Origin of the sequence: Agrobacterium sp. CNPSo 3708, from assembly GCF_028674915.1 — a bacterium.
Classification (GTDB): domain Bacteria; phylum Pseudomonadota; class Alphaproteobacteria; order Rhizobiales; family Rhizobiaceae; genus Agrobacterium; species Agrobacterium cavarae.
The window spans coordinates 44,420-68,369 of sequence record NZ_JAQZSF010000008.1 but is presented as its reverse complement, the minus strand read 5'-3'; the positions used below and the strand labels follow the sequence as shown (position 1 = coordinate 68,369).

Genomic DNA, 23,950 nt, shown 5'->3' with positions numbered 1-23,950 from the left:
AAGAGCTCAAGCGTAAGGCACGTATCTGAAAGATCGTGAAGCTTTAGAACAGGCTGTTTGCCGGGTAGGCGTAAGCACCGTTATCGATGAAGCCGTGGCGCGAGAGGCAGGCGCGTAAAGCCGCGTTATGATAATAGGAATTGGTGAATGTCGTGCCGCGTGGTGACACGCTCGCCTCGACGTTGCATCGTGCAAGCGCGTGGTGGAAGACGTTCAGGATGACGGGGTCGCTATCGACGGCCGGGCCACCGTAGACGCTGTAATTTTTCGGTGCTTCAGCAGCAGACACACAGGCAAGCGCGACGACAGCGGCGCCAAGATATTTCACGTTCATAGGCAGGCTCCCCAAACAGGCTTGATGAGCCTTTAAACGTTAACGCGACGCAGTTGTTCCTTGCGCGGCCGCGCCGGTATCGTCGGCCCGAGGTCGGCACCGATCCTTGAGAGGCGCGATGCCCAGATACCAGCACTGCTTTCTGTATCGAAGCCTCAGTCGCGCGTGATGGTGACGAAGTCAGTGCCTTGACCGGTTTCCAAGCCGTGGCTGAGATCGGAAACGGTGATAGAGCTTCCGACAGCAAGCTGCTCCTCAAGTCGTCCACGAACGTCTGCCGGAATGTCGATACGATCAAGCACCGCGCGCAACTGATCATAACCGCCTGGGGCATCCGCGACGTCGATCCCGAGACGCTTTCGTGCGGCAATTGGGATGTGGTTTTCCAGTGTCAGTCCGTTCCACTCCGCTCTGTCGCCTTCAATGTCGATGACTTCGAAGAAATGCGTACCGAGCGCCACCTGCGGGTCTTTGATGTGGATCGGCGCTTCGAAGAGCGGTTTGAAGTTCTGTCGCACCATGAGTTGCCCATTGGGCGGTGCATCGGCGCCTGTGGATGCATAAAGCGCGTCGAGGAACTCGTCGGTGACGAGGGGGCCGGTGGTCTTGATGCCCTTCCAGCGCTTGTAGCCGTTGACGGCATTGATCGTCATCTGACCCGAATAGCCATCGGCCACACCTGCGTCAAAGCCGATGCTGGTCAACAGACGCTGAACATCCATGATCTTCTCCCGTTCGCCACGCCGGGTAATCAAAATCCGCAGTGGCGCACCTGTCACCTTGGATGTGGCCTCGGCGGGAACGGAGCTGGTCTTCTCATTGACTGCGACTTCCACCAGCTTCAGCGACGCATCGAAGGTGGCAGGCCGCATCTCGATATCGGAAAGCAGACGGCCTTCGTCAGCTGCCTTGGGTTGAAGAAGGGTGGGGTGGTCGATGCGCTGCAGAGAGACATCCGCGCTCGAAATGATCACGTGAACGCCGCGGCTCGTCATGCCGTAAAGCGACTTTGCGAATTTTGCGGGCAGGCGAATGCAGCCATGCGATGCCGGATAATTCGGGACATTTCCCTCATGCAGGGCGATGCCGGACCAGGTCAGCCGCTGCATGAACGGCATGGGGGCCGCAGAATAGATATTCGACTCGTGATATTTGCGCTTATCCAGAATCGAGAAGATGCCGCTCGGCGTCTCGTGGCCGGACTTGCCTGTGGATACGCGCGATGTGGCGACGACCTCTCCGTCTTCATAAAGGGACAGCGACTGGTCGTTCTTCGAGACGACGACCTGCAGACTGCGCGCATCACCGGCGATTGCCGCTTGCACGAGAACGGAGGTGGAAAGGAGACAGGCTCCCACAAAGCTACGCAACATCATGTTTGCTCCAACGCGATACACAACATGCCGCCAAGGAGGCAGCGGCAAGGGAGACTTACGGCGCGCTTGAAACCGCGCCAGTCAGAAGGCCAAGCATAGGCTTGGCTATTTAAGGAAGCTTTTAAATGCGGTCACGAAGCCGTGTGATCACTCATTTTTTCGCGCCGAATGTATAGCCGGTTTCCACCGTGCCCTTGCCGAACTTTTCTCTCAGCTTGTCCATCGCCGCTTCCGCTGCGGCCCTTCTGCCAGCCGTTTTGTCTACAAGATCGGGAGGATCCGCTTGGGCCGGATCGCACAGATCGGTCACGCCAATGCCGATCAGGCGAAATTTCGTGCCGTCCGTTTCTCTTTCCAGAAGCGAAAGGCCTGTCCGAAAAATTCGGTCTGCCAGTTGGGTCGGATCTTCCAGCCTCTTGTTACGCGTGCGGGACTTGAAGTCCGCGGTCTTCATCTTCAACACCACGGTCTGCCCGGCTGTGGCATTCTTTTTCAGCCTCCACGCGACCTTCTCGGACAGGGAGCGCAAGACAGGCACGAGATCTTCATAGCGTGAGATGTCGTTGAAGAAGGTCGTCTCGGCGGAAACGCTTTTTGCCGGATCATTGGTGTGAACCTCACGGTCATCGATGCCGCGCGAAAGCCGATAGAGACGCTGCCCCATCGTGCCGTAACGGCGCATCAGGTCCGTTTCCTCCATCTCCTGCAACTGGGAGATCATGCGAATGCCGTCGGCCTCCAGCGTGGCCGCAAAGGCCTTGCCGACGCCCCAGATGGTGGTGACAGGACGCGTCGCAAGAAAACGGGTGGCCTCCCTTTCACCGATCACAGAGAAGCCGCGGGGCTTTTGCAGGTCGGACGCGACCTTTGCCAGAAACTTGCAATAGGAGAGGCCGACGGAAACCGTGATGCCTATTTCCTTTTCCACCCGGCGTGCAAACTGCGCCAGCACCCGTGCCGGCGGATCGTGGTGCAGTCGCTCGGTACCGGATAGATCAAGAAAGGCCTCATCGATCGAAATCGGCTGCACCAGTGGCGTCAGATCCTGCATCATCATTCGGACCTGGCGCCCGACCTGGCTGTACTTCTCCATATTCGGCTTGATGACCACTGCGTCCGGGCACGCTTCGAGCGCCTTGAACATCGGCATGGCGGAGCGAACGCCATGGATGCGGGCGATGTAGCATGCCGTGGAAACGACGCCACGCTTGCCGCCACCGATAATCAGCGGCTTGTCGATGAGATCCGGATTGTCGCGTTTCTCCACCGAGGCGTAGAAGGCATCGCAATCGATATGGGCGATGCTGAGATCGTAGAGTTCATCATGGTAGAGGAGGCGGGGGCTGCCGCACTGACGGCATCGTTTTGTTCCCTCCGGCTGGCCAGCCAGACAGTCACGACAGAAACCGGGATGGTCGTTCGACATTGCAGCCATGGCCAAGAAACAAAAAGAGAACGACCATGACCATAGTGGTAAATCAGAAGTCGCTCAAGAGCACGACTTGATGCTATACATCTCAGTAGACCCCGGAATCGAGACCGGGGCCGGAATATTTATGCCACGCGGCCTGCACGTCTTCCGGCTTGAACCCGGAGGCTTCACAAAAAGCCATGAGGTCTGGCTCGTGGTTCATGATGAAATCCGTAAGCCCTGCCAGAAAGCCGGTGTCTTGTATGGCCGCGCGTAGCATGTTTGGCTGCAGTCCGGAGAGCGCCAGAAAGCGGGCGAGAATATCCGGTTCGTTTGCCAACCATCCGAGAATGGCGGCAACGGTTTCTTCGGGGTCTTTGACGACTGGTTTGCCGTATTTCATCTCACACCGCATTTCTTGCCGGAAGTTACCTATTTTTCAACCAAATCGCTTTAACCTCCCTCAACAGGGGATAATGGAATCGGTTCTTCGGCAACTTATATGTCAGGCGGACGGTTTCAAAGCGTAACAAGGACTGCCGCCATGCCCAAACAGGTCATGATAGTTGAAGACAATGAGCTGAACATGAAGCTCTTTCGTGATCTGATTGAGGCATCCGGTTACACGACCATACAGACACGCAATGGTATGGAAGCCCTTGAGCTTGCTCGTAAGCATAGACCCGACCTTATTCTTATGGATATTCAACTACCGGAAGTATCTGGACTTGAAGTCACCCGATGGCTCAAGGAAGATGACGAACTTCATGTGATTCCCGTGATTGCCGTCACAGCCTTTGCTATGAAGGGAGACGAAGAGCGCATCCGCCAAGGTGGTTGCGAAGCTTATGTTTCCAAGCCAATATCTGTTCCGAAGTTTATCGAGACGATCAAGACATATTTGGGCGATGCTTAAGGTAATAGGGGCGACCGAATGACTGCTAGAATCCTGGTCGTCGATGACATTGTAGCCAATGTGAAGTTTCTGGAAGCCCGTTTGCTGGCCGAATACTTCGACGTCGTCTGCGCCGATAATGGCCGTGATGCGCTGGCAATCTGCGCGGATGGTCAGGTCGATGTCATTCTTCTCGATATCATGATGCCGGAAATGGATGGCTTCGAGGTCTGCGAGCGGCTGAAGGCAAACCCGGCGACAGCCCACATTCCCGTCGTCATGGTCACGGCGCTCGATCAGCCGGCCGATCGCGTCCGAGGATTGAAGGCTGGCGCGGATGATTTTCTGACAAAGCCCGTGAACGACCTCCAACTCATTTCGAGGGTCAAGAGCCTTGCGCGTCTCAAGACCATGAGCGACGAGCTGCGCGGTCGTATGATGACCGCAGAAACCATGGGCATCCAGGAATCGATCGGGGTCGACGGCCATATCGAAAAGCCTGGTCGCGTTCTCCTTGTCGATGGCAGGGCCAGCTCGCAGGAGCGTATCGTCAAGGCATTGAAGCCGGTTGGCGAGGTGATCGCTTGGAGCGATCCTGCCAACGTTATTTTCGAGGCCGCGGAAAACGCCTATGACCTCGTCATCATCAATTCCAACTTCGATGACTGCGATCCTCTAAGGCTTTGTTCGCAGTTGCGCTCGCTCGAGCGAACGCGTTTCCTGCCGCTTCTGATCATCACCGAGCAGAACGATGATGCCATGGTGGTCCGGGCGCTGGATCTCGGCGTCAATGATTACATCATTCGTCCGATCGATCCCAATGAGCTGGTGGCGCGCACGCTTTCGCAGATCAAGCGCAAGCGCTTCAATGACAGGCTGCGCGAGAATCTGGCTCAGACCATGGAGCTTGCGGTTATCGATGGGCTCACCGGCCTCAACAACCGCCGCTATCTCGATCTTCATCTAAAGACCTTGTTCAACCGTGCGGCCCTCCGAGGCCGTCATCTGTCCGTCTGCATGACGGATATCGACCGCTTCAAGCAGGTCAATGATCTCTACGGCCACGAGGCCGGCGACGAGGTGCTGCAGGAGTTTGCCGCCCGGTTGCGCTCCACGGTGCGCGGTGCGGATCTGGCCTGCCGTTACGGCGGTGAAGAGTTCGTGGTGGTGATGCCGGACACCTCGGTGGAGGCTGCCTCGGTGGTGGCCGAGTCCCTGCGCTCGATCATTGAGGATACCGTTTTTGTGCTGCGCTCCGGGCAATCCTTGAAGATTACCGCGTCGCTCGGTATCGCTTCGAATGCAACGGGCGTCGAAAGTCCGGAGCAGTTGATGCGACAGGCAGATCGGGCACTCTATGAGGCGAAGAGAAGCGGCCGAAACCGCGTCGTTGCTGCCGCAGCCTGAGTAAAGTTCCAGAGATTGATCGACCCTTGATGCTTCGTCAGTAGCGCGTTGCTGCGGCTAAGCTGGCTTTGCGTCTCTGTCCCGGCATGGCACACTTAACCATATTTCAAAGCAAGAATGGCTGCACCTTAATAAAGTGTTGAACTTTTAGGCGTCTTGAGCGAAACTTTGTTCATACAAATAACTTTATGCCGACATATCAGTTGATAGAAGGCACTAGCACTTTAACAGACCGCTCGGTTCTATTTTCAAGGGAGCCGTGCACGAAATACCCCTTGATGCTCAGGTCCGCCGCATCTCCTGGGTCTTGGGGTCGGTCGGCCGGCGATGCCAATTGATGGTTCCTCGTGCTATCGCGGTTATCCCGGCCGACCCCACGCCATCACGATCTCTCAAGTTACACGTAGTATAACTCGACCGTCTGCGTTGCGCGGCTTCTCTTGACGCGTCCGGCAGCCGTGTCCAGGTCTCGCATTCTAGGATCGGCCTGAAAATACGTTCGCACTTAAAGAATGGTCCAGGCAAAACTGAGCAGCGGTTTTGCGATAAGGGCATGCGACAAAACAATGACCTGAAGCGTAAGGAGCGACTCCGAAAGATCGCGACAGGCTCTAGGTCGAGTTTTTAAACGACCGCCCAAAACCAAAAAACGCGCCTCAAGGGCGCGTTCTTTAAGGAGAAAATCAAGTTGATTACTTGATCTTGGTTTCCTTGAATTCGACGTGCTTGCGAACGACCGGGTCGTACTTGGTCTTCGTCATCTTGTCCGTGAATGTACGGCTGTTCTTCGTGGTGACGTAGAAAGTACCTGTGTCGGCCGTCGACAGCAGCTTGATCTTGATTGTTGTAGCTTTCGCCATGGTCGTCCTGCCTTTAACAAGTAAGTGAGCCGCGGACCTGTTCGATCCCGGCTAAATCTGGCGCGAAACTACGGATCGCGCCCGAAAAGTCAAGTCTGTTTTGAGCCGAAAACCGAACGCCCAATGGAAAGAACGACATAGAAGCCGAAAAACAGCGCCAATGCCCAGGCAAAGCCGTGGCTTCCGGAGATATCCATCGCAATACCAACCGTCTGTGGACCGGCAATCGTGCCCGTCGCATAGCAGAATATGAAGGCCGCATTGGCCGCCACAAGGTCGGACCCAGTGAGTCGCGAACCGAGGTGCGTTAGTCCGACCGTATACATGCCCGAGACGAGGCCGCCCCACAGTAGCAGCAGTACCGCGACCAATATCCAGTTGTTGACGAGGAGCGGCAGCGCGAGCGTGCCGCAAAGACCGATAAAGGCCATGACGCCAAGCAGCAGACGGCGATTGGTGATGCGGTCGGAGAGCAGGCCGATCGGGATCTGGAAGGTCATGTTGCCGATTGCCATGACGGTCAGGAGAAGCGCTGCTTGCGATTCATTAAAGCCTTCACGCGTGGCATAGATCGGGAAGAGCGAGAGCCCACCGGCCTGTACCGCGCCGAAAACGAAGGCGGCAGCAGAGGCCATGGGCACAAGCCAGATATACCGTACGAAATGGTGGGCCGGTTTTTCGTCCAGCGCAGGGCTTTCCTTGCGCGCCAGAAAAATCGGAATTGCAGCCAGGAGGATGATGGCACAGCCGACGAGAAACGGTGTGATGCCCTCACTTCCTACGGTGGAAAACAGGAGGGGTCCGACCGCAAAGCCGACTGCGAGCCCTGTCGCATATACGCCAAGCACGAGCCCGCGTTTGCGCGGCGGCGCTGCGGCATTGATCCAGAATTCCGACAGGATGAAAAGCGTGGTCGTCGCGCCATGAAAGACGATTCTGAGCGGAAACCACATCCAAAAGTCTGCCGCATAATAAAAGCCCATGGCGCTGACGGAGGAGATGACCACCGCCGTCAACATGGTCCTGGCAACGCCGAAGTCATGCGCAAGCTTGCTGGTGATGGGCGCTGCAATCATGGCAGCGACACCGGCCATGGCAGAGTTCAATCCGATCATGCTGGACGAAATGCCCCGACGCTCGAGGATGAGGCTCAAGAGCGGCAATCCGAGGCCGATGGCGATGCCCACGGCGCTGATGGCGGATATGGCGGCAATAAGCGATGGCCAGTGGATATTGTCGGCGTCGCAGTTGGGATGTGACATGGAGACCTTTTACAGAAAGCCGCGAATGAATGTGCCGCGACGCTCGAAGTAAAGTCGCACCCGGCTTTCAAATTGTAGTGGCTGATCACCTATCATGAAGTTTGTGACATCTTCGAGAACCATCCGTGTAATCGCCGCCATGTTCACACCGGAACTGTCGCGCATGTCAAGCCATTGAAGGTCTTGCAGCTCGGCAGAGTCTTTTATATTTGCCGGCTCAATGCCGACGTCGTCGGTGAAGCAGAAAAAGAATCGCGTGTCGAATCGCCTGATGCGCCCCGGCGGCGTGATCGCACGCGCGACATAACGCAGTGGTGAGAGGTCCGGTCCCTGTCGCGCGCGCTCGGTTCGAAAGCAAAGCCCCGTCTCTTCTTCCAATTCGCGCACTGCCGCCAGAGCCAAGGCCCGAGCCCCTGCAACCGTCATGACACGCGAGGCAGAGCGCCTGAGCTTGTCGATAACGAGAGGATCAAGGTCGACACCAAAGGGCAGGGCGTGATCGCGTGGGTCGCGCCGGCCACCGGGAAACACATAGACGTCCGGCATGAAGACGTGGCCGCTGCTGCGCTTGCCGACGAGCACACGTGGAGAGCCGTTCGAACGATCGACCAGGATCAGGCAGGCCGCATCCCTCGGACGCAGGTAGGGTGATTTTTCAGCTTGGGATTCAGCAGGCAAGGGAGTGATCGCCTGTCAGTGTGATGACCCGTCAATCTGCGTCTTCTCAGGCTCATTGCTGAAGCCGTGCATCCTTAGCGCCCATTGCAGGCCAATGACGCCACCCTTGATCGGCTGGATCGTCAGCAAGGCCACGAGAATCGTGATCGGCACCCAGATGGCAAAATGCACCCACATTGGCACCATGAGGATCAGGTCAGTCATCAAAAAGCCGCCCACCGCCACGTGTCCGAGAATCATGATCGAGATATAGGGCGGCAGATCGTCAGATCGCTGGTGATGGAGGTCTTCGCCGCAGGCGGCGCATTGATCCACCGGCTTCAGCCAGGCCTTGAACAACCGACCGGTGCCGCAGGCGGGGCATCGGCACGAGATGCCGCGCATGATCGAGCGTCCCAGCGGACGTTCCTGCTTCTCGCCGCCATAGTGCACTGTCTGCGTCTCGCTCATGACCGTTCCTCCAAATGATTGCGGCGCTGAAGCATCGCTGCAAGATCCTGCTCGATCTCGCTACGAAGCTCGTTCAGCGTTTCCTGCGCGGCGGCCTCGTTCCCGGTGTCGCCGTGCGCCCCCCACCCCGGCGCGCCGTCTTGTGGAAGGATCGTGTTGCTGTGGGCATCTTGCGCCCCTCGCTCAACATCTCAAAGCGGAGCGCGCCTGCCAGCGGTACGGCTTCTGCCAGACGAACCTGAACCGTGTCGCCAAGCTGGAAGCCGAGACCGGTCTTCTCACCCGTCAGTGCCTGATGCGCTTCGTCATAGATGAAGTAGTCGGTCCCAATCGTAGATATAGGAACGAAGCCGTCTGCGCCAAATTGCGGAAGCGCGACAAATAGTCCCGCCTTGGTGACACCCCCGATGCGCCCTTCAAACTCTTCTCCCACGCGCTCGGAAAGATGGTGGGCGATCAGACGGTTGATCGTGTCGCGTTCGGCCGCCATCGCGCGGCGCTCGAAGGTGGAAATTTCGGCGGCGATATCGTCGAGCGTGGCCTCTTCCTGTGGCGTGATGCCGCCTTCGCCAAGTCCCAGAGACCCGACGAGCGCACGATGGACGATCAGGTCGGCATAACGGCGAATGGGGGAGGTGAAGTGGGCGTACTTCATCAGGTTCAGACCGAAGTGCCCGATATTCTCGGGGCTGTAGATCGCCTGGCTCTGGGAGCGCAACACCATCTCGTTGACCATGATCTGATGTTCAGTGTCTTGCGCGCGTGCCAGAATTCCGTTGAAGGAATTGGCGCGAACCTCTCCGCCCTTGGCCATGGAGATACCAAGCGTCGCGAGGAATTCACGCAGCGTCTCCTGTTTGGCAAGCGTGGGGGCATCATGAATGCGGTAGACGAGCGGCTGTTTCTTCTTTTCCAACGTTTCTGCGGCTGCGACGTTGGCCTGGATCATCATTTCTTCGATCAACTTATGGGCGTCGAGACGTTCGGGAATGATGACCTTGTCCACGGTGCCGTCGGCACGCAGCAGAATCTTGCGCTCGGGCATGTCGAGTTCGAGCGGCTGGCGACGGTCGCGACCACGCTTCATCACCTCATAGGCATGCCAGAGAGGCTTCAGGATCGGCTCAAGCATCGGGCCGGTCTTGTCATCAGGCTTGCCATCGATGGCCGCCTGCGCCTGCTGATAGGAGAGCTTGGCCGCACTCTTCATCATGATGCGATGGAAGGTGTGAGACGCCTTGCGGCCTTCCTTCGAAAACACCATGCGCACCGCAAGGGCAGGGCGATCGACACCTTCCTTCAGTGAGCAGAGATCGTTGGAAATCCGTTCCGGCAGCATCGGGACGACGCGGTCGGGGAAGTAGACGGAGTTGCCGCGCTTAAGCGCTTCGCGATCGAGCGGCGCACCCGAGCGCACGTAGTAAGAGACATCGGCAATCGCAACGGTGACGATCACGCCATCGGGGTTGTCCGGCGACGGATCGGGCTCCGCATAGACGGCATCGTCATGGTCCTTGGCGTCCGCCGGGTCGATGGTGATGAGCGGCAGATCGCGCCAGTCTTCCCGATGCGCCATGCTGGCGGGCTTCGCCTTATCGGCTTCTGCAAGAACATCCTGCGGGAAGATATGCGGGATGCCGTGCCCGTAGATCGCGATCATCGAAATGGCTTTTTCCGACGCGACCGAGCCGATGACGGAAAGCACACTGGCGCGCTTCAGACCGTAGCGCCCGCTGTTGCGCGAGACTTCGACTTCGATCAGATCGCCATCCTTGGCATCGTTGACGCCATCGGGGTCGATCACCAGTTCTTCGCCGCGCCGGTCCACCGGCATCAAACGACCACCGCCGCCCGGGTTTTCCTTGAAGACACCGATCAGCGCATTTTGGCGGCGATCAATAAGCTTGATGACGCGGGCGGTATAGGCCGGCCCGGCACGATCCTTGGAGGGGAAAATCTTGGCAAGCACACGGTCATTCAAACCGGCCGCCGGTCCTTTTTTGCCGCGGTCCTGCGATGACTGGCGGATAAGGACGGCGGGTGCCGCACCCTGATCTTCCGGCCACTCTGCAGGGCGGCCGATCAATTCGCCATCCTTGTCACGCGTGGTGATATCGAGAACCGTGACAGGCGGCAGGCCGCCTGGTCGCATCAGCGACTTGCGGTTCTTCTGCACCATGCCGTCAACTTCAAGTTCCTTCAACAGCGCCTTCAGCACCACGCGGCTGTCGCCCTTCAGGCCAAAAGCCTTGGCGATCTCGCGTTTGGAGGCCTGTTGCGGATGTTCGGCAATGAACTTCAGCAGCACTTCGCGCGAAGGCACTTCTCCATGGATGATGCCTTCGCCTTGGTTCACGCGCTTTGAGCGAGCGGTGCGTCCGAAACCGTCATTGGCGGAATTCTGTTTCTGACGCGGTGTCTTGCTCACGATGCTGCCTTCTTGGTTTTTGCTGCTGTCTTGGGCTTTGCCGCTGCCTTAGGCTTGGCCGCAGCCTTGGTCTTGCTTGCCGCTTTTGCCTTTGTCGGCTTGGCGTCTGCATCGCCTTCGGTCTTCTTCTTTGCCGGAGCCTTCTTGGCCTTGACCGGCTTGCCGCCGGTCTTGGCAATGCGCTCTGCAATCAGCACCAGCGCTTCGTCCAGCGTCACCGTATCGGGAGCTTGCGCCTTGGGGATCGTCGCATTGACCTTGCCCCAGTTCACATAGGGACCAAAACGGCCGTCGCGAACGGTAATGGCGCCGCCATCGGGATGGTCACCAAGCGACTTGAGCGCAGCAGGCGTGGAGGAGCGTCCACGACCGGGCGCTGCCTTCTTCTCGGCAATCACCGTCACGGCGCGATTGAGGCCGATGGAGAACACGTCTTCCACGCTCTCCAGATTGGCGTAGCCGCCATCATGCATCAGGAAGGGACCATAGCGGCCTATGCCGGCCGAAATCATCTTGCCGGTTTCCGGATGCTTGCCGATGTCGCGCGGCAGGTTGATCAGCGCCAGCGCCTTCTCATGATCGATTTCTTCAGGCTTCCAGCCCTTTGGCAGGGATGCGCGCTTGGCTTCCTTGCCGTCGCCACGCTGGATATAGGGCCCGAAGCGACCGGAGCGGAGCGTCAATTCTTCGCCCGTCATCGGATCGGCGCCAAGCGCCTTCGGCTCGTTCAGCGCTGCGGCTTCGGATTCCGCGCCATCCGAGGTCAGCTGGCGGGTATAGTTGCAGTCAGGATAGTTCGAGCAACCGACGAAGGCACCGTATTTGCCGAGCTTCAGAGACAGGTTGCCGGTACCGCAGACCTGGCAGATGCGCGGATCGGAGCCGTCTTCGCGCTTGGGAAACACCAGCGGTGCAAGCACTTCGTTCAACGCGTCGAGTACGTTGGTGACGCGCAGTTCCTTGGTGTCTTCGATCTGGGCGAAGAAGTCCTTCCAGAAGTCGCGGAGAACCTGCTTCCAATCGAGTTCGCCGGCCGAAATCCGGTCGAGCTTCTCTTCCAGGTCGGCCGTGAAATCATATTCCACATAGCGGGTGAAGAAGCTTTCGAGGAAAGCCGTCACGAGCCGACCGCGCGAATGCGGGATCAGCTTGCGCTTGTCGACGACGATATATTCGCGGTCGCTGAGTGTCTTCAGCGTCGCGGCATAGGTGGAAGGACGACCGATGCCGAGCTCTTCCATCTTCTTGATGAGCGATGCTTCGGAATAGCGTGGCGGCGGCTCGGTGAAGTGCTGGCTCGCATTGATCTTCTGCTTGGCGAGGTTCTCACTGGCATTGATCTGCGGCAGACGTCCACCGTCTTCGCTATCGTCGCTCTGTTCGCCGTCTTCCTTCTGGTCCGTATAGGCGGCAATAAAGCCATCGAAACGGATGACGGAGCCGACGGCGCGAAGACCGGCCTTCTCGCCCTTGTTTTGGGCAAGGATTTCAACCGTTGTGCGCTCGATCTCGGCCGAAGCCATCTGGCTTGCAATGCCGCGCTTCCAGACAAGGTCGTAGAGACGAAGCTGATCGGAATCGAGGTAACGCTTCACCTTGTCCGGCGACCGATTGAAGTCCGTCGGGCGGATCGCCTCGTGGGCTTCCTGGGCGTTCTTGGCCTTGGTCGAATAGAAACGCGCCTTCTCCGGCACGTAGCGATCGCCGAACTGGTCGCCGATGGCGCTGCGTGCGGCGTCGATCGCTTCCGGCGCCATCTGCACACCGTCGGTACGCATATAGGTGATCAGACCGACGGTCTCGCCACCGATATCGATACCCTCATAAAGTCTTTGCGCCACCTGCATGGTCCGCGAGGCGGAGAAGCCGAGGCGCGAAGACGCGGCCTGCTGCAGCGTGGAGGTGGTGAAGGGCGGGCCGGGATTGCGCTTGACGGGCTTTGCCTCGACCGTCTCGACACCATAGCTTGCGCCTTCGAGCAACGTCTTTAGCCGGGTCGCATCGTCACCGGTCTTGATGGACTTGCCCTGCAGGCGCTTGCCGTCTGCGGATACGAGCTTTGCTTCGAACTCGTCACCGCGCGGTGTCTTCAGAAGGGCTGAAATGTTCCAGTATTCTTCCGATACGAAGCGCTCGATCTCCGATTCACGGTCGCAGACCAGGCGGAGCGCCACGGACTGCACACGTCCAGCCGAGCGGGCACCAGGCAGCTTGCGCCAGAGAACCGGTGAGAGATTGAAGCCGACCAGATAATCAAGTGCGCGGCGGGCGAGATAGGCATCGACGAGCGGAATGTCGATGTCGCGCGGCTCAGCCATCGCATCCAGAACGGCCTTCTTGGTAATGGCGTTGAACACCACGCGCTTGACCGGCTTGTCGCCCAGAACCTTCTTCTTTTTTAGAAGATCGAGAACGTGCCAGGAAATCGCTTCACCTTCGCGATCAGGGTCGGTTGCCAGAAACAGGCCGTCGGACGCCTTTACGGCATCGGCGATATCTTTCATGCGTTTCTGTGAGGCAGGATCGACCTCCCAGGACATTTCGAAATCCTGGTCGGGAAGAACAGAACCATCCTTGGCGGGAAGATCCCGAACGTGGCCGAACGATGCAAGAACCTTATAGCCGGGGCCAAGATACTTGTTGATCGTCTTGGCTTTTGCCGGAGACTCTACGACGACGACATTCATATTTTTTTCTCTGGAAACATGTCCGTTAACCGGCATCGTCGCTGATTCCGCACGCAACAACGCCTTCCTTTTATTTCGACATGGACAGGTAATGCGCTGCGGTCAAGGGGGAACGCCTGTTTTTCTGTCTTCATGCCCATATGCAACTTCTGGAATTTTTCTAATGGAAAGACAATTTTTGATTGGCGGAATGCTCCTGTCCGCCATCGGGCGGAAGCTTCCCTTGAGCGACCCCTTGGCGTCTCAATCCGCCATGATCATCGAAATTCGTCCGCCCGAGTGCCGGTTCAATTTTCCGGCAATATCGAGTTCGAGAAGCAGAAGATAGACAGTTGCCGCAGGCAAACCCGTGTGGCGGATGATGTCGTCGGTTTCGACCGGCGAGGGGCCGAGCGCCTCGGCAAGGATGGCGCGCTCCTTGTCTCCTGCGCGGTCTCCGGTTTGAGAGATGGGTTGATCCCCGGTGTCTTCTCGGACGACGTGCTGCAGGTCGAGTCGCGGCTCCATCATCGGCGAGAGTGCATCGAGAATATCGGCCGCTTCCGTCACTAGTGTGGCGCCGTCCTTGATCAACCGGTTGGTGCCATGGCAGCGAGAATCGAGTGGCGAGCCGGGCACCGCAAAAACGAGCCGGCCAAAATCGCCAGCCAGCCGTGCAGTGATGAGAGAGCCGGAGCGTTCAGCCGCCTCAACGATCAGCACGCCGAGGGACACGCCTGCAATCAACCTGTTGCGCCGTGGAAAATCGCGCGCACGCGGCTCCCAGCCAAACGGCATTTCGCTGATGGTCGCACCGCCGTTGGCGTAGATATCGTCCAGCAGGCGGAAATTCTCGGGTGGGTAGGGCTTGTCGAGTCCACCAGCCAGCATGGCGACGGTACCGGTTGACAGGCTGGCGGCGTGAGCGGCGGCGTCGATGCCACGTGCAAGACCGGAAGCAATGGTGTAACCCGCCTGTCCGCATTGCCGTGCCAGCATTGCCGCAAACTTCGCGCCGTTGATCGAGGCGTTGCGGGAGCCGACGATTCCAAGCGACGGGCGGATGACGGTGGCACTCGAACCCTTCATAGCGATCAAGGGCGGTGCGCCGTCTATCTCTCGCAAAGCGGGCGGGTAGTCCGGCTCGCCGATGCCGACGAAGCGGGCGCCAAACCGTGTTGCGGTTTCCATCTCGCGCTCGGCCTGAGCAAGTGTCGCGATGCGTGGGCTGCGCGCCGCGCCGCCGCGACGGGAAAGATCGGGCAGGGCATCCAGCGCCGCTTCAGCACTGCCGAAGTGATTGATCAGATCGCGGAAGGTGACGGGACCGATATTGTCGCTGCGGATCAGCCGCAACCAGGAAAGCTTCTGCTTCTCCGTCAGGGCGATGCCGCTTTTCGTCTCGCCATCACGCGACATATCTGCCCCCAAACCTTCGAGACAATTGCGTCTCAGCCCTTCTTGCCGATCTTGCTTTCCGTACCGGCCAAGAGCCGCTTGATGTTTTCGCGGTGCATGTACCAGGAAATGATGCTGAGAACCGTAACCAGAAGCGCGGTCTTTTCCGGTCCCAAAATCCACAGGACGATCGGGATGACGAGCATCGCGACCAGCGCCGAGAGGGAGGAATATTTGGTAACGAAGGCGGTGATCAGCCAGATGGCGGCGAAAAGCAGCATCATCAGCGGAGCGGCGCCGAGCAGCACGCCGATATAGGTCGCCACACCCTTGCCGCCCTTGAAGCCGAGCCAGACCGGGAAGAGGTGGCCGAGAAAGGCGAAGAAGCCCGCCACCAGCGAGGCCTCATATCCCCAGAGCGCATTGGCGATCAGCACCGCTGCCGTGCCCTTGAAAGCATCGCAGAGAAGGGTTGCCGCGGCGAGCTTCTTATTGCCGGTCCGCAGCACGTTTGTCGCGCCAATGTTTCCCGAGCCGATCTGGCGAACGTCGCCGAGACCCGCCGCCCGCGTCAGAAGCAGGCCGAAGGGAATGGAGCCGAGCAGGTAGCCGATAACAGCCGCAGCCAAGAGAAATGCCGGCGCTGTCTCCCAAACGGTCAATGCAGTCATGTTTATGTCCCCTCTTCAGGTGCGTCTTTGCGCACCACCATTTTTACTGCAGTGAATGAACAAGCTTGCCCGCAACATATGTGCTGACAGCGCGACCGCTGAAACGTGCATCTTCGAATGGTGTGTTCTTAGAACGCGATACCAGCTTCTTTTCCGAAACCAGCCATGGTTCATCGAGATCGATCAGTGTGATATCGGCCTTGGCGCCGGGCTTCAGCGTTCCGGCATCCAGTCCGAAAATCTGCGCCGGTCGCGTCGAAAGCGCGTCGATCAGGAGCATCAGCGGCACCTGATCACTGTGATACAGCCGAAGCGCTGCGGCCAACATGGTCTCCAGCCCGATCGCACCGCTTGCCGCATCCGAGAAGGGCAGGCGCTTGGTGTCGACATCCTGCGGATCATGCGACGAGACGATGATATCGATCGTCCCTTGCTTCAATGCCTCGACCATGGCGACACGATCGTCTTCCGACCGCAGTGGTGGCGAAAGTTTGAAGAAGGTGCGGTATTCGCCGATGTCGTTTTCGTTGAGCGTCAAATGATTGATCGAAATGCCGCAGGTTGCCTTCACGCCGCGGGCTCTCGCAAGCTTGATGGCCTCTGCCGATTCCGGCACGGAAATTTTGGCGGCATGATAGTTGGCGCGCGTCAGTGCCGCGATGCGCAGGTCGCGTTCGAGCGGAATGATTTCGGCTTCCTTTGGAATGCCGGGAAGACCGAGCCAGCTTGCCAGCAGCCCCTCATTCATATCGCCGTTGCCGATATATTTGTCGCGGGTCTCCAGCGAAATGACGGCCCCAAGCTCGCGGGCATAGGTCATGGCACGGCGGAGCACCAGCGTATCGGAAAGCGCCTTGCGGCCATTGGTAAAGGCAACCGCACCGGCTTCCTTCAGCATGCCAAACTCGGTCATTTCCTCGCCTAGCAGACCCTTCGTCAGAGCCGCTGCCGGATGCACGTTGACGACGGCCTTGTCGCGCGCGGTCTTCTTGACATACTCCACCAGCGCAATGTCATCGATGACCGGATCCGTATCCGGCATCATGATGAAACTGGTCACGCCGCCTGCGGCGGCCGCACGCGAGGCGGATTCGATTGTTTCGCGGTGCTCGGCGCCGGGCTCTCCGACGAAGACGCGCGCATCCACGAGCCCTGGAACGGCAACCAGCCCCTTCGCATCACGCACCGTCGCGCCGTCCGGCGTGCCTTGGTTTTGCGCATCCTTGCCAGCCGCGAGGATCGTTCCATCAGCGCCGATGATGATCGTTCCAGTCTCGTCGAGATTGCGCGACGGGTCGACGATACGCACATTGTTGAGGACGGTCGCGGCACTCATACGCGCTCTCCCATGTTTTGAGAAAGGAGAAGGGTTTCCATCACCGCCATGCGCACGGCGACGCCCATCTCCACCTGGGCTTCGATGACGCTTTGCGGTCCATCGGCCACTTCCGAGGAGATTTCCACGCCGCGGTTCATCGGACCGGGATGCATGACGAGTGCATCTTCCTTGGCGGCTTTGAGCTTTTCCGCATCGAGGCCGTAATAATGGAAATACTCGCGGATCGAAGGCACGAAGGATCCCGCCATGCGCTCGCGCTGCAGGCGCAGCATCATGACCACATCGGCGCCCTTCAGGCCTTCCTTCATGTCGTGATAGACTTCCACGCTCATGTCGGCGATGCCGGAGGGCAGCAGCGTCGGCGGAGCGACGACACGCACCCGCGCACCCATCTGATTCAGGAGGATGATGTTGGAGCGGGCTACGCGCGAATGCAGCACGTCACCGCAAATGGCGACCGTGATACCAGAGATACTGCCCTTGGCGCGGCGGATCGTCAGCGCATCGAGAAGCGCTTGCGTCGGATGCTCATGCTGGCCGTCGCCGGCATTGACAACCGAGCAGGCAACCTTCTGCGCCAGAAGCGCTGCCGCACCGGCGGATGAATGGCGCACGATCAAAACGTCAGGGCGCATGGCGTTCAGCGTCATTGCGGTATCGATCAGCGTTTCGCCCTTCTTCACCGAAGAGTTACCGACCGACATGTTCATCACGTCCGCGCCCAGCCGTTTGCCGGCCAGTTCGAAGGAGGATTGCGTGCGGGTCGAGGCTTCGAAGAACAGGTTGATCTGTGTCAGACCGCGAAGCGTCGACGTCTTCTTTTCACGCTGGCGGCTGATCTTCACGGCCTCGTCGGCCTTGTCGAGAAGAAGCGTGATATCCTGATGGGAAAGCCCCTTGATGCCAAGAAGATGGCGGTGGGGAAAATAGACCATGGAACTGTCCTCCGGGCCGGAATAGTCAGTCGCGGTCTATAAAGACAGGTGGCTTTGTCGGCAAGCATGGGATAAGCCGGGAACGAGCCTATATAGGCATTTAATTGCGAATCCCGATAAAAGTACACGATGACAGATATGAACCGGACTGAAGAACAGCTTGCCGAACTGAACCAGCCTAGCCTCTGGTCCGGGATCAATGCCTACCGGTCCGATCCGCTCATCGTCGATCTGACCTCGAACCTCTCGCGTCCGCTTCGCGACGAGCTGGACCAGATCGGTCGCTATGTCACCTCTGCCGAAGCCCAGGAACTGGCGCGCATGGCAAACCGCAGCACACCGCAGCTTCACACCCATGGCCCGCGCGGCGAGCGTCTGGATCAGGTGGAGTTCCACCCTGCCTGGCATGCTTTGATGCGCCGCTCCATGTCCTCCGGCCTGCACAGTGCGGCATGGGAAAATTCCGCCGATACGCGCGGCAGCGAACATAAAGCCCGCGCGACGAAATTCTATCTGACGGCGCAGCTCGAGGCTGGCCATCTGTGCCCGCTGACCATGACCCATGCCTCGGTTGCAGCGTTGATGGCATCGCCGCGCGTTCAGAACGAATGGGCGCCGAAAATCCTCTCGCGCAAATATGATTCCTCGCAAAAGCCCGCCATGCAGAAGACAGCCGTCACCATCGGCATGGGCATGACCGAGAAGCAGGGCGGCACGGATGTGCGCGCCAACCGCACCACCGCCGAGCGTGTGGGTGAAGGTATCTACCGGCTCTCCGGCCACAAGTGGTTCCTTTCGGCGCCGATGAGCGACGGCTTCGTCATGCTGGCGCAGATGGGCGATGGCATGGGCTGTTTCCTCGTACCGCGCTTTCTGGAAGACGGCTCGGCCAACGGCCTGCATTTCCAGCGGCTGAAAGACAAGCTCGGCAACCGTTCCAATGCGTCGGCCGAAGTCGAATTCAGCGATGCCTTCGGTTATCTGCTGGGCGAGCCCGGTGCCGGCATTCGCACCATTCTCGACATGGTGACATTGACGCGGCTCGACTGCGCACTGGCCTCCTCCGGCATGATGCGCGCCTCGCTCGCGGAAGCGGTTCATTTCGCCCGAGGTCGTTCGGTCTTCGGCAAGCCGCTCGTCAACCAGCCGGTGATGACGCGCGTGCTGGCGGACATGGCGCTGGATGTGGCTGCTGCAACCGCCTTGTCGTTCCGCTTGGCTACTGCCTTCGACAGCGCTCGCAGCAACCCTGCGGAAGCGGCATATGCGCGCGTGATGACGCCGATCGTCAAATACTGGTGCTGCAAGATCGCGCCGGCCCTGATCTACGAGGCGATGGAAAGCCTTGGCGGCAACGGCTACGTCGAAGAACGCCCGATTGCGCGTCACTATCGCGAAGCCCCGGTCAACGCCATCTGGGAAGGTTCCGGCAATGTGATGGCGCTCGATGTGCTGCGCGTGCTGCAGCGTGGTAAGGATCTGTTCGATCTCGTCTTCGAAACGCTGGAGCGCGACCTCGGCCCATCCGGCAAGAAGACCACCGATGTGCTGCGCGCCGCGATTGCACTATGTGAGCGTGACGAGGGCGCTGCCCGCCTGCTGGTGGAGCAGTTTGCTCTTGCCGCAGCCGCCGCCGAACTTTGCCGCATCGGGGCAGGGCGCATCGCCGACGCCTTCCTTGAAACTCGCCTAGCGGGTGGCTGGCGCCACACCTATGGCATGCTCGACAGCCGCTTCGATCCCACCTACATCATCGATCTGCTTTATCCGCCGGTGTCGTGATGCTGACTTTTCGCAGAGCCGTTCCACAGGACGAGGAGGCGCTTTACGCCATCTGCCTTGCAACCGGCGACGCGGGCAAGGACGCCTCGCATCTTTACGCCGACGAAAAGCTCGTCGGTAATATCTATGCCGTTCCCTATCTCAATCTTTGCCCAGACAGCGCTTTCGTTGTCGAAGACGGGGAGGGCGTCTGCGGCTACATCGTCGGCGCCACCGATACCGCAGCTTACGAAGAACGGCTCGAGCAGGCCTGGTGGCCGAAGCTGCGCGAGCTTTATCCGCTCGCGGAAGAAGAGGCCAACGCTTTGCCAGAAGAACACCGCAAGCGCGTTGCCTTCATTCACCAGCCGTCGCCCATGCCCGCTTCAGTGCTTCAGAACTACCCCGCCCATATCCATATGAACCTCCTCTCCCGCGCTCGCGGCACTGGTGGCGGTTCTCGGATGTTGTCTATGTGGGTAGAGATGGCGCGTAGCAAGAGTATTTCCGGCATCCATCTTGGCGCCAATCCTGACAATCACAATGGCATCGCCTTCTGGCAGTCGCGTGGCTTTTCGCCGCTGGCCGGCATGCCGGCGGGCACCGCATGGTTCGGCATGTCGTTGGACGCCTGAGTCCAAGAAACAGGCGTCTTTTCCACCATCCACAGGAAAGCCAGGGTTGTTAGGCTTCGTCTCGATTGTCGCGTTGTTAACTCTTTGCTAACCGCGCATGATACGTCACCAATCGGAGATTCGGAAAAGCCATGCTCGCCATCGATGGCACTGCCGCCCTCATGTCGCCCGCGCCGGAAAAGCGCATCAAGGATCGCGCCGCAACGGAGAAGGCGATCTTTGCTGCGGCAAAGTCGCTCTTGGCGGAGGAGGGCTTCCAGGGTTTCGGCATTAATGCCGTGGCGCGTCGCGCCGGTTGCGACAAGCAGCTGATCTATCGTTATTTCGGCGGTCTCGAAGGCCTGGTTTCAGCCATCGGCGAGGATCTTGGCTCCTGGGTGCAGGATCGGATTCCCGAAGACACAGGCGGCATGTTCCTGCTGACCTATGGCGACCTGATGGAGCGGCTGATGCTCTCCTATCTCGATGCGCTCCGCGCCGATCCGTTGGTCTGCAAGATCATTGCCTGGGAACTCTCCGAGCAGACGGAACAGGTCAAGCAACTGGCTGACGCGCGCTCAAAGGCGCTGGTCAAATGGATCGACCGCATGCGTGGATCCTTGCAGCCGCCAAAGGGCGCCGACCCTGTGGTGCTGAATGCTCTCCTCTTCGCCTCCATCCAGCATCTGGTGATTGCCGGCGCAACAAATGGCCAGTTCTCCGGCGTGTCGCTGAAGAGTGACAAGGATTGGGACAAGATCGCCGTCGCCGTTAAGCGCATCGTTCGCGCCCTTTACGGCTGATCCGGCACGCCCTTAATCGCTTCCCTGTCGATCGAACAGACGCCGTTGGCCGTGCCGATGGCGATTAGACCGCTGCGCTTGTCCACAGCCTGCGTCTCGCGTTAACCATAAATGCAGGTTTCGTTTGCTCCGCGTTAACCGTGAGTTCATGGTGTTAACGATTTGTTAACTACGAATTAAGAGCTGGATGAGAAGGAAGCGCTGTGAGCCGCTGGATACCTTTGAGCGTCATGATGACGTTTTTCGCCCTGCTACCACTCGATCTGAATGCGCCGACGCTGAACCTGTGCATCATGGGGTTACTGCGCTGGGCTGTCATCGCAGCGCTGCCTGACGAGCAGACGGCTGGAACGACCCTGGCAGGGGAGCGGATGGCATGAAGTGGTTTCTGATTTTGTGGGCGTGTCCCGTGCTGCTGCTCGGCAGCTGGTACTTCCTGTCCTACTACGACATGAGTTTCGGCTTTTTCATGCTGACCCGGCAGGCGCACGATCTGGTCTTCCAGATCTATGGCAATGTGCTCGGCATTCCTCCCGAGACGATCCCGCCGCTCGTGGCGCGCGCAATCGCGGTGGACAGCCTGCTCGTTTTCGCGATCATCGGATTTCGCAAGCGCAAGGCAATTGCCGCGTGGTGGCGTGCGCGTCAACCTTCTATGGATGCATCTCTCGCCAGCATGGAAAGCCGATCCAAGGCACCTTGAAGAATGAAACTTGCGGCGGCGGAATCGATGCGTTCGGCGCGCTTCGCCCGCGAGACATCCATTTCCAGAAGTGCTCTTTCGGCCGCGACTGTGGAAAGCCTCTCATCCCAGAAGACGAAGGGGATATCGGTCTTCTCGCTCATGGAGCGAACGAAGGCGCGAGTCGCCTGAACGCGCGGACCGGCAGAGCCATCCATGTTCATCGGCAGACCGATGACGAAGGCCGCGACCTTTTCCTTCGCGGCAAAATCCAGAAGCAGCGCTGCATCCTGGGTAAACTTGATCCGCTTCAGCACCGGGCGAGGGGTGGCGAACCGCCGTGACAGGTCCGACATCGCAAGACCGATCGTCTTGGTGCCGAGATCAAGACCGGCTATCGCCCGTCCAAGCCCCAGGGTCTCAGCCAGTTCCTCTATCGTCAGCGTCGCCATGCGGTGACCCTTTTTATCTCTTGCGGACAAATTCCGTACGCAGCACCAAACCCTTGACCGCATCGCTTTTGCAATCGATCTCCTCTGGATTGTCGGTCAGGCGGATCGACTTGATCACGGTTCCCTGCTTCAGCGTGGTGCTCGTACCCTTGACCTTCAAGTCCTTGATCAGCGTGACGGAATCACCATCTGCAAGCAGGTTGCCTGCGGCATCGCGAACCTCACTGGCCTTGGCCGCCGCGGCTGCGACTTCCGAGGCAGGGCGCCATTCGCCGGTCGCTTCGTCATACACATAGTCGTCATTATCTGCGGCCATCTTATCACTCCAAAGTAAGGTTTTGGGTTTTATGGGTCGTCCTATCTCATAAGATGGCAGGAACACAAAGGAGAACTTCGATGAAAATCACCTGGCTAGGCCATTCCGCTTTCCGTCTTGAAACAGGCCACGCAAAGATCCTGATCGATCCATTTTTCACCGGAAATCCAGGCTTCGCCGGACAGGACGCCAAGGATGCGGCTAGCGGCATCACCCATATTCTCCTGACCCACGGTCATGGCGACCATGTGGGTGATACGGTGAAGCTGGCAGCAGAAACGGGAGCAACAGTGCTCGCCAATGCCGATCTTGCCGCCTGGCTCGGCTCCAAGGGTGTCCAGAAGCTCGAGATGGGCAACACCGGCGGTACGGTGGGCTTCGACGGCTTTTCCGTCACCTTCACCAATGCACTGCACTCTTCCGCGCAGATCACCGAGGACGGTGTGTCGCATGCACTCGGCAATGCCAATGGCCTGATGCTGCATTTCGAAGACGGGCCGTCGGTCCATCACATGGGCGACACGGATATCTTCTCCGACATGGGGCTGATCAACGAGTTGCACGAGCCGGATGTTGGCCTCGTTCCCATCGGCGATCGCTTCACCATGGGCGGGGCTGTAGCTGCACTTGCCTGCCAGCGCTTCTTCAAGTTCCGCCACGCCATTCCCTGCCACTACGGCTCATTCCCGATCGTCGACCAGACGGCGGACAAGTTTGTCTCGGGTATGGATGGTTCGCAGACACGGGTGGACGTGCCGAAGGTTGGTCAAGTCCTGACATTCTGATGACCCGGCATCGGCGTGTCTTGGCCCAAAACTGCGCCGCAGAGGGCCGCGACACGCTTTCTACCGTTGCGAAGGACGGGCATGGTCATTATAGCGGGTAGAAAATTCTTGACCGGAGTAGAACCATGTCCGTCGATCTTGCCACCGTGAAGCGCGTCGCGCGCCTGTCCCGCATTGCCGTTAGCGAAGACGAAGCCAACACCATGCTTGGCCAGTTGAACGGCATTCTCGGCTTCGTGGAGCAGTTGTCGGAAGTGAATGTGGATGGCGTCGAGCCTATGACCTCGGTGACGCCGGTTGCGATGAAGAAGCGCGCCGACGTGGTGACGGATGGCGACAAAGCCGATGACATCGTTGCAAATGCGCCGGCCACCGACCGCAATTTCTTCATGGTGCCGAAAGTGGTCGAGTAAGCGCTGCCCGCTTG

At 58.9% G+C, this 23,950-nt stretch carries 25 protein-coding genes; 9 read left to right on the top strand and 16 right to left on the bottom strand.

All coding sequences use genetic code 11. The features are described from left to right. Window positions 1-43 precede the first annotated feature (43 nt). The 4 genes from PVA19_RS17590 to PVA19_RS17575 form a co-directional block, all read right to left on the bottom strand. Entirely contained in the window at window positions 44-334 is a 291-nt protein-coding gene (locus PVA19_RS17590; protein ID WP_274103704.1) for a hypothetical protein, read from the bottom strand. Window positions 335-489: 155 nt separating this feature from the next. Continuing rightward, entirely contained in the window at window positions 490-1,710 is a 1,221-nt protein-coding gene (locus PVA19_RS17585; protein WP_440598630.1) for a L,D-transpeptidase family protein, read from the bottom strand. A 151-nt stretch (window positions 1,711-1,861) separates the two neighbouring features. Further along, a complete protein-coding gene (locus PVA19_RS17580; protein WP_440598631.1) occupies window positions 1,862-3,136 on the bottom strand; it encodes a DNA polymerase IV in 1,275 nt (424 codons plus the stop codon). Window positions 3,137-3,227: 91 nt separating this feature from the next. Further along, window positions 3,228-3,536: a DUF3572 domain-containing protein gene (locus tag PVA19_RS17575; protein ID WP_062425521.1), complete on the bottom strand. Its 309-nt coding sequence runs from the start codon at window positions 3,534-3,536 to the stop codon at window positions 3,228-3,230. 129 nt (window positions 3,537-3,665) lie between these two features. Here PVA19_RS17575 and PVA19_RS17570 point away from each other — a divergent pair, with 129 nt between their 5' ends. Beyond that, on the top strand, window positions 3,666-4,037 hold the full coding sequence (locus tag PVA19_RS17570; protein ID WP_062425520.1) for a response regulator: 372 nt from the start codon (window positions 3,666-3,668) through the stop codon (window positions 4,035-4,037). An 18-nt stretch (window positions 4,038-4,055) separates the two neighbouring features. Further along, the gene (locus PVA19_RS17565) at window positions 4,056-5,423 is read left to right on the top strand and encodes a PleD family two-component system response regulator (protein ID WP_112952412.1); all 1,368 of its coding nucleotides are present in this window, start codon (window positions 4,056-4,058) and stop codon (window positions 5,421-5,423) included. A gap of 692 nt (window positions 5,424-6,115) precedes the next feature. Here PVA19_RS17565 and rpmG read toward each other — a convergent pair. The 10 genes from rpmG to PVA19_RS17515 all read right to left on the bottom strand — a co-directional run bounded on the left by rpmG (window position 6,116) and on the right by PVA19_RS17515 (window position 18,110). Then, window positions 6,116-6,283 (bottom strand): 50S ribosomal protein L33, encoded by a 168-nt coding sequence (gene rpmG / locus PVA19_RS17560; RefSeq protein WP_003496403.1) that lies wholly within the window; start codon window positions 6,281-6,283, stop codon window positions 6,116-6,118. A gap of 89 nt (window positions 6,284-6,372) precedes the next feature. Continuing rightward, a complete protein-coding gene (locus PVA19_RS17555) occupies window positions 6,373-7,545 on the bottom strand; it encodes an MFS transporter (RefSeq protein WP_274103700.1) in 1,173 nt (390 codons plus the stop codon). A gap of 9 nt (window positions 7,546-7,554) precedes the next feature. Then, window positions 7,555-8,232 (bottom strand): NUDIX hydrolase, encoded by a 678-nt coding sequence (locus tag PVA19_RS17550; protein ID WP_274103801.1) that lies wholly within the window; start codon window positions 8,230-8,232, stop codon window positions 7,555-7,557. A 6-nt stretch (window positions 8,233-8,238) separates the two neighbouring features. Beyond that, window positions 8,239-8,673 (bottom strand): DUF983 domain-containing protein, encoded by a 435-nt coding sequence (locus PVA19_RS17545; RefSeq protein ID WP_274103699.1) that lies wholly within the window; start codon window positions 8,671-8,673, stop codon window positions 8,239-8,241. A gap of 73 nt (window positions 8,674-8,746) precedes the next feature. Then, window positions 8,747-11,101, bottom strand: a complete 2,355-nt coding sequence (rnr, locus tag PVA19_RS17540; RefSeq protein WP_274103698.1) for a ribonuclease R — start codon at window positions 11,099-11,101, stop codon at window positions 8,747-8,749. Then, the gene (topA, locus tag PVA19_RS17535) at window positions 11,098-13,788 is read right to left on the bottom strand and encodes a type I DNA topoisomerase (RefSeq protein WP_274103697.1); all 2,691 of its coding nucleotides are present in this window, start codon (window positions 13,786-13,788) and stop codon (window positions 11,098-11,100) included. The genes rnr and topA overlap by 4 nt, the downstream gene beginning before the upstream one ends. Before the next feature lie 243 nt (window positions 13,789-14,031). Further along, window positions 14,032-15,186 carry a DNA-processing protein DprA gene (gene dprA, locus PVA19_RS17530; protein WP_274103696.1) on the bottom strand — a complete coding sequence of 385 codons (1,155 nt, stop codon included), beginning with the start codon at window positions 15,184-15,186 and terminating at the stop codon, window positions 14,032-14,034. A gap of 32 nt (window positions 15,187-15,218) precedes the next feature. After that, entirely contained in the window at window positions 15,219-15,836 is a 618-nt protein-coding gene (gene plsY / locus PVA19_RS17525) for a glycerol-3-phosphate 1-O-acyltransferase PlsY (RefSeq protein WP_062598157.1), read from the bottom strand. Window positions 15,837-15,879: 43 nt separating this feature from the next. Continuing rightward, window positions 15,880-17,172, bottom strand: coding sequence for a dihydroorotase (locus PVA19_RS17520; protein WP_274103694.1), 1,293 nt, complete (start codon window positions 17,170-17,172; stop codon window positions 15,880-15,882). Then, window positions 17,169-18,110, bottom strand: a complete 942-nt coding sequence (locus PVA19_RS17515) for an aspartate carbamoyltransferase catalytic subunit (protein ID WP_274103692.1) — start codon at window positions 18,108-18,110, stop codon at window positions 17,169-17,171. The genes PVA19_RS17520 and PVA19_RS17515 overlap by 4 nt, the downstream gene beginning before the upstream one ends. A gap of 129 nt (window positions 18,111-18,239) precedes the next feature. Between PVA19_RS17515 and PVA19_RS17510 the strand changes: the two genes are divergently transcribed. From PVA19_RS17510 to PVA19_RS17490, 5 genes are all read left to right on the top strand, one after another. Continuing rightward, window positions 18,240-19,892: an acyl-CoA dehydrogenase family protein gene (locus PVA19_RS17510; RefSeq protein ID WP_062425510.1), complete on the top strand. Its 1,653-nt coding sequence runs from the start codon at window positions 18,240-18,242 to the stop codon at window positions 19,890-19,892. Further along, the gene (locus tag PVA19_RS17505; protein ID WP_274103689.1) at window positions 19,892-20,506 is read left to right on the top strand and encodes a GNAT family N-acetyltransferase; all 615 of its coding nucleotides are present in this window, start codon (window positions 19,892-19,894) and stop codon (window positions 20,504-20,506) included. Before PVA19_RS17510 ends, PVA19_RS17505 begins: the two co-directional genes overlap by 1 nt. Before the next feature lie 131 nt (window positions 20,507-20,637). Further along, entirely contained in the window at window positions 20,638-21,288 is a 651-nt protein-coding gene (locus tag PVA19_RS17500) for a TetR/AcrR family transcriptional regulator (protein ID WP_162743437.1), read from the top strand. 233 nt (window positions 21,289-21,521) lie between these two features. Beyond that, the gene (locus tag PVA19_RS17495; RefSeq protein WP_274103807.1) at window positions 21,522-21,668 is read left to right on the top strand and encodes a hypothetical protein; all 147 of its coding nucleotides are present in this window, start codon (window positions 21,522-21,524) and stop codon (window positions 21,666-21,668) included. Further along, window positions 21,665-21,991 (top strand): DUF6105 family protein, encoded by a 327-nt coding sequence (locus PVA19_RS17490; protein WP_062425507.1) that lies wholly within the window; start codon window positions 21,665-21,667, stop codon window positions 21,989-21,991. Before PVA19_RS17495 ends, PVA19_RS17490 begins: the two co-directional genes overlap by 4 nt. On the opposite strand, the gene ruvX is transcribed toward PVA19_RS17490, so the two are convergent. Together ruvX and PVA19_RS17480 are read right to left on the bottom strand one after the other, a co-directional pair. After that, entirely contained in the window at window positions 21,934-22,422 is a 489-nt protein-coding gene (gene ruvX / locus PVA19_RS17485) for a Holliday junction resolvase RuvX (RefSeq protein ID WP_274103687.1), read from the bottom strand. The two genes, PVA19_RS17490 and ruvX, sit on opposite strands and share 58 nt — an antisense overlap. Before the next feature lie 13 nt (window positions 22,423-22,435). Further along, window positions 22,436-22,738 (bottom strand): zinc ribbon domain-containing protein YjdM, encoded by a 303-nt coding sequence (locus PVA19_RS17480; protein WP_274103685.1) that lies wholly within the window; start codon window positions 22,736-22,738, stop codon window positions 22,436-22,438. An 80-nt stretch (window positions 22,739-22,818) separates the two neighbouring features. Here PVA19_RS17480 and PVA19_RS17475 point away from each other — a divergent pair, with 80 nt between their 5' ends. Together PVA19_RS17475 and gatC are read left to right on the top strand one after the other, a co-directional pair. Continuing rightward, window positions 22,819-23,523: a metal-dependent hydrolase gene (locus PVA19_RS17475; RefSeq protein ID WP_274103683.1), complete on the top strand. Its 705-nt coding sequence runs from the start codon at window positions 22,819-22,821 to the stop codon at window positions 23,521-23,523. 125 nt (window positions 23,524-23,648) lie between these two features. Beyond that, window positions 23,649-23,936 carry an Asp-tRNA(Asn)/Glu-tRNA(Gln) amidotransferase subunit GatC gene (gatC, locus tag PVA19_RS17470; RefSeq protein ID WP_062425503.1) on the top strand — a complete coding sequence of 96 codons (288 nt, stop codon included), beginning with the start codon at window positions 23,649-23,651 and terminating at the stop codon, window positions 23,934-23,936. Window positions 23,937-23,950: the final 14 nt, after the last annotated feature.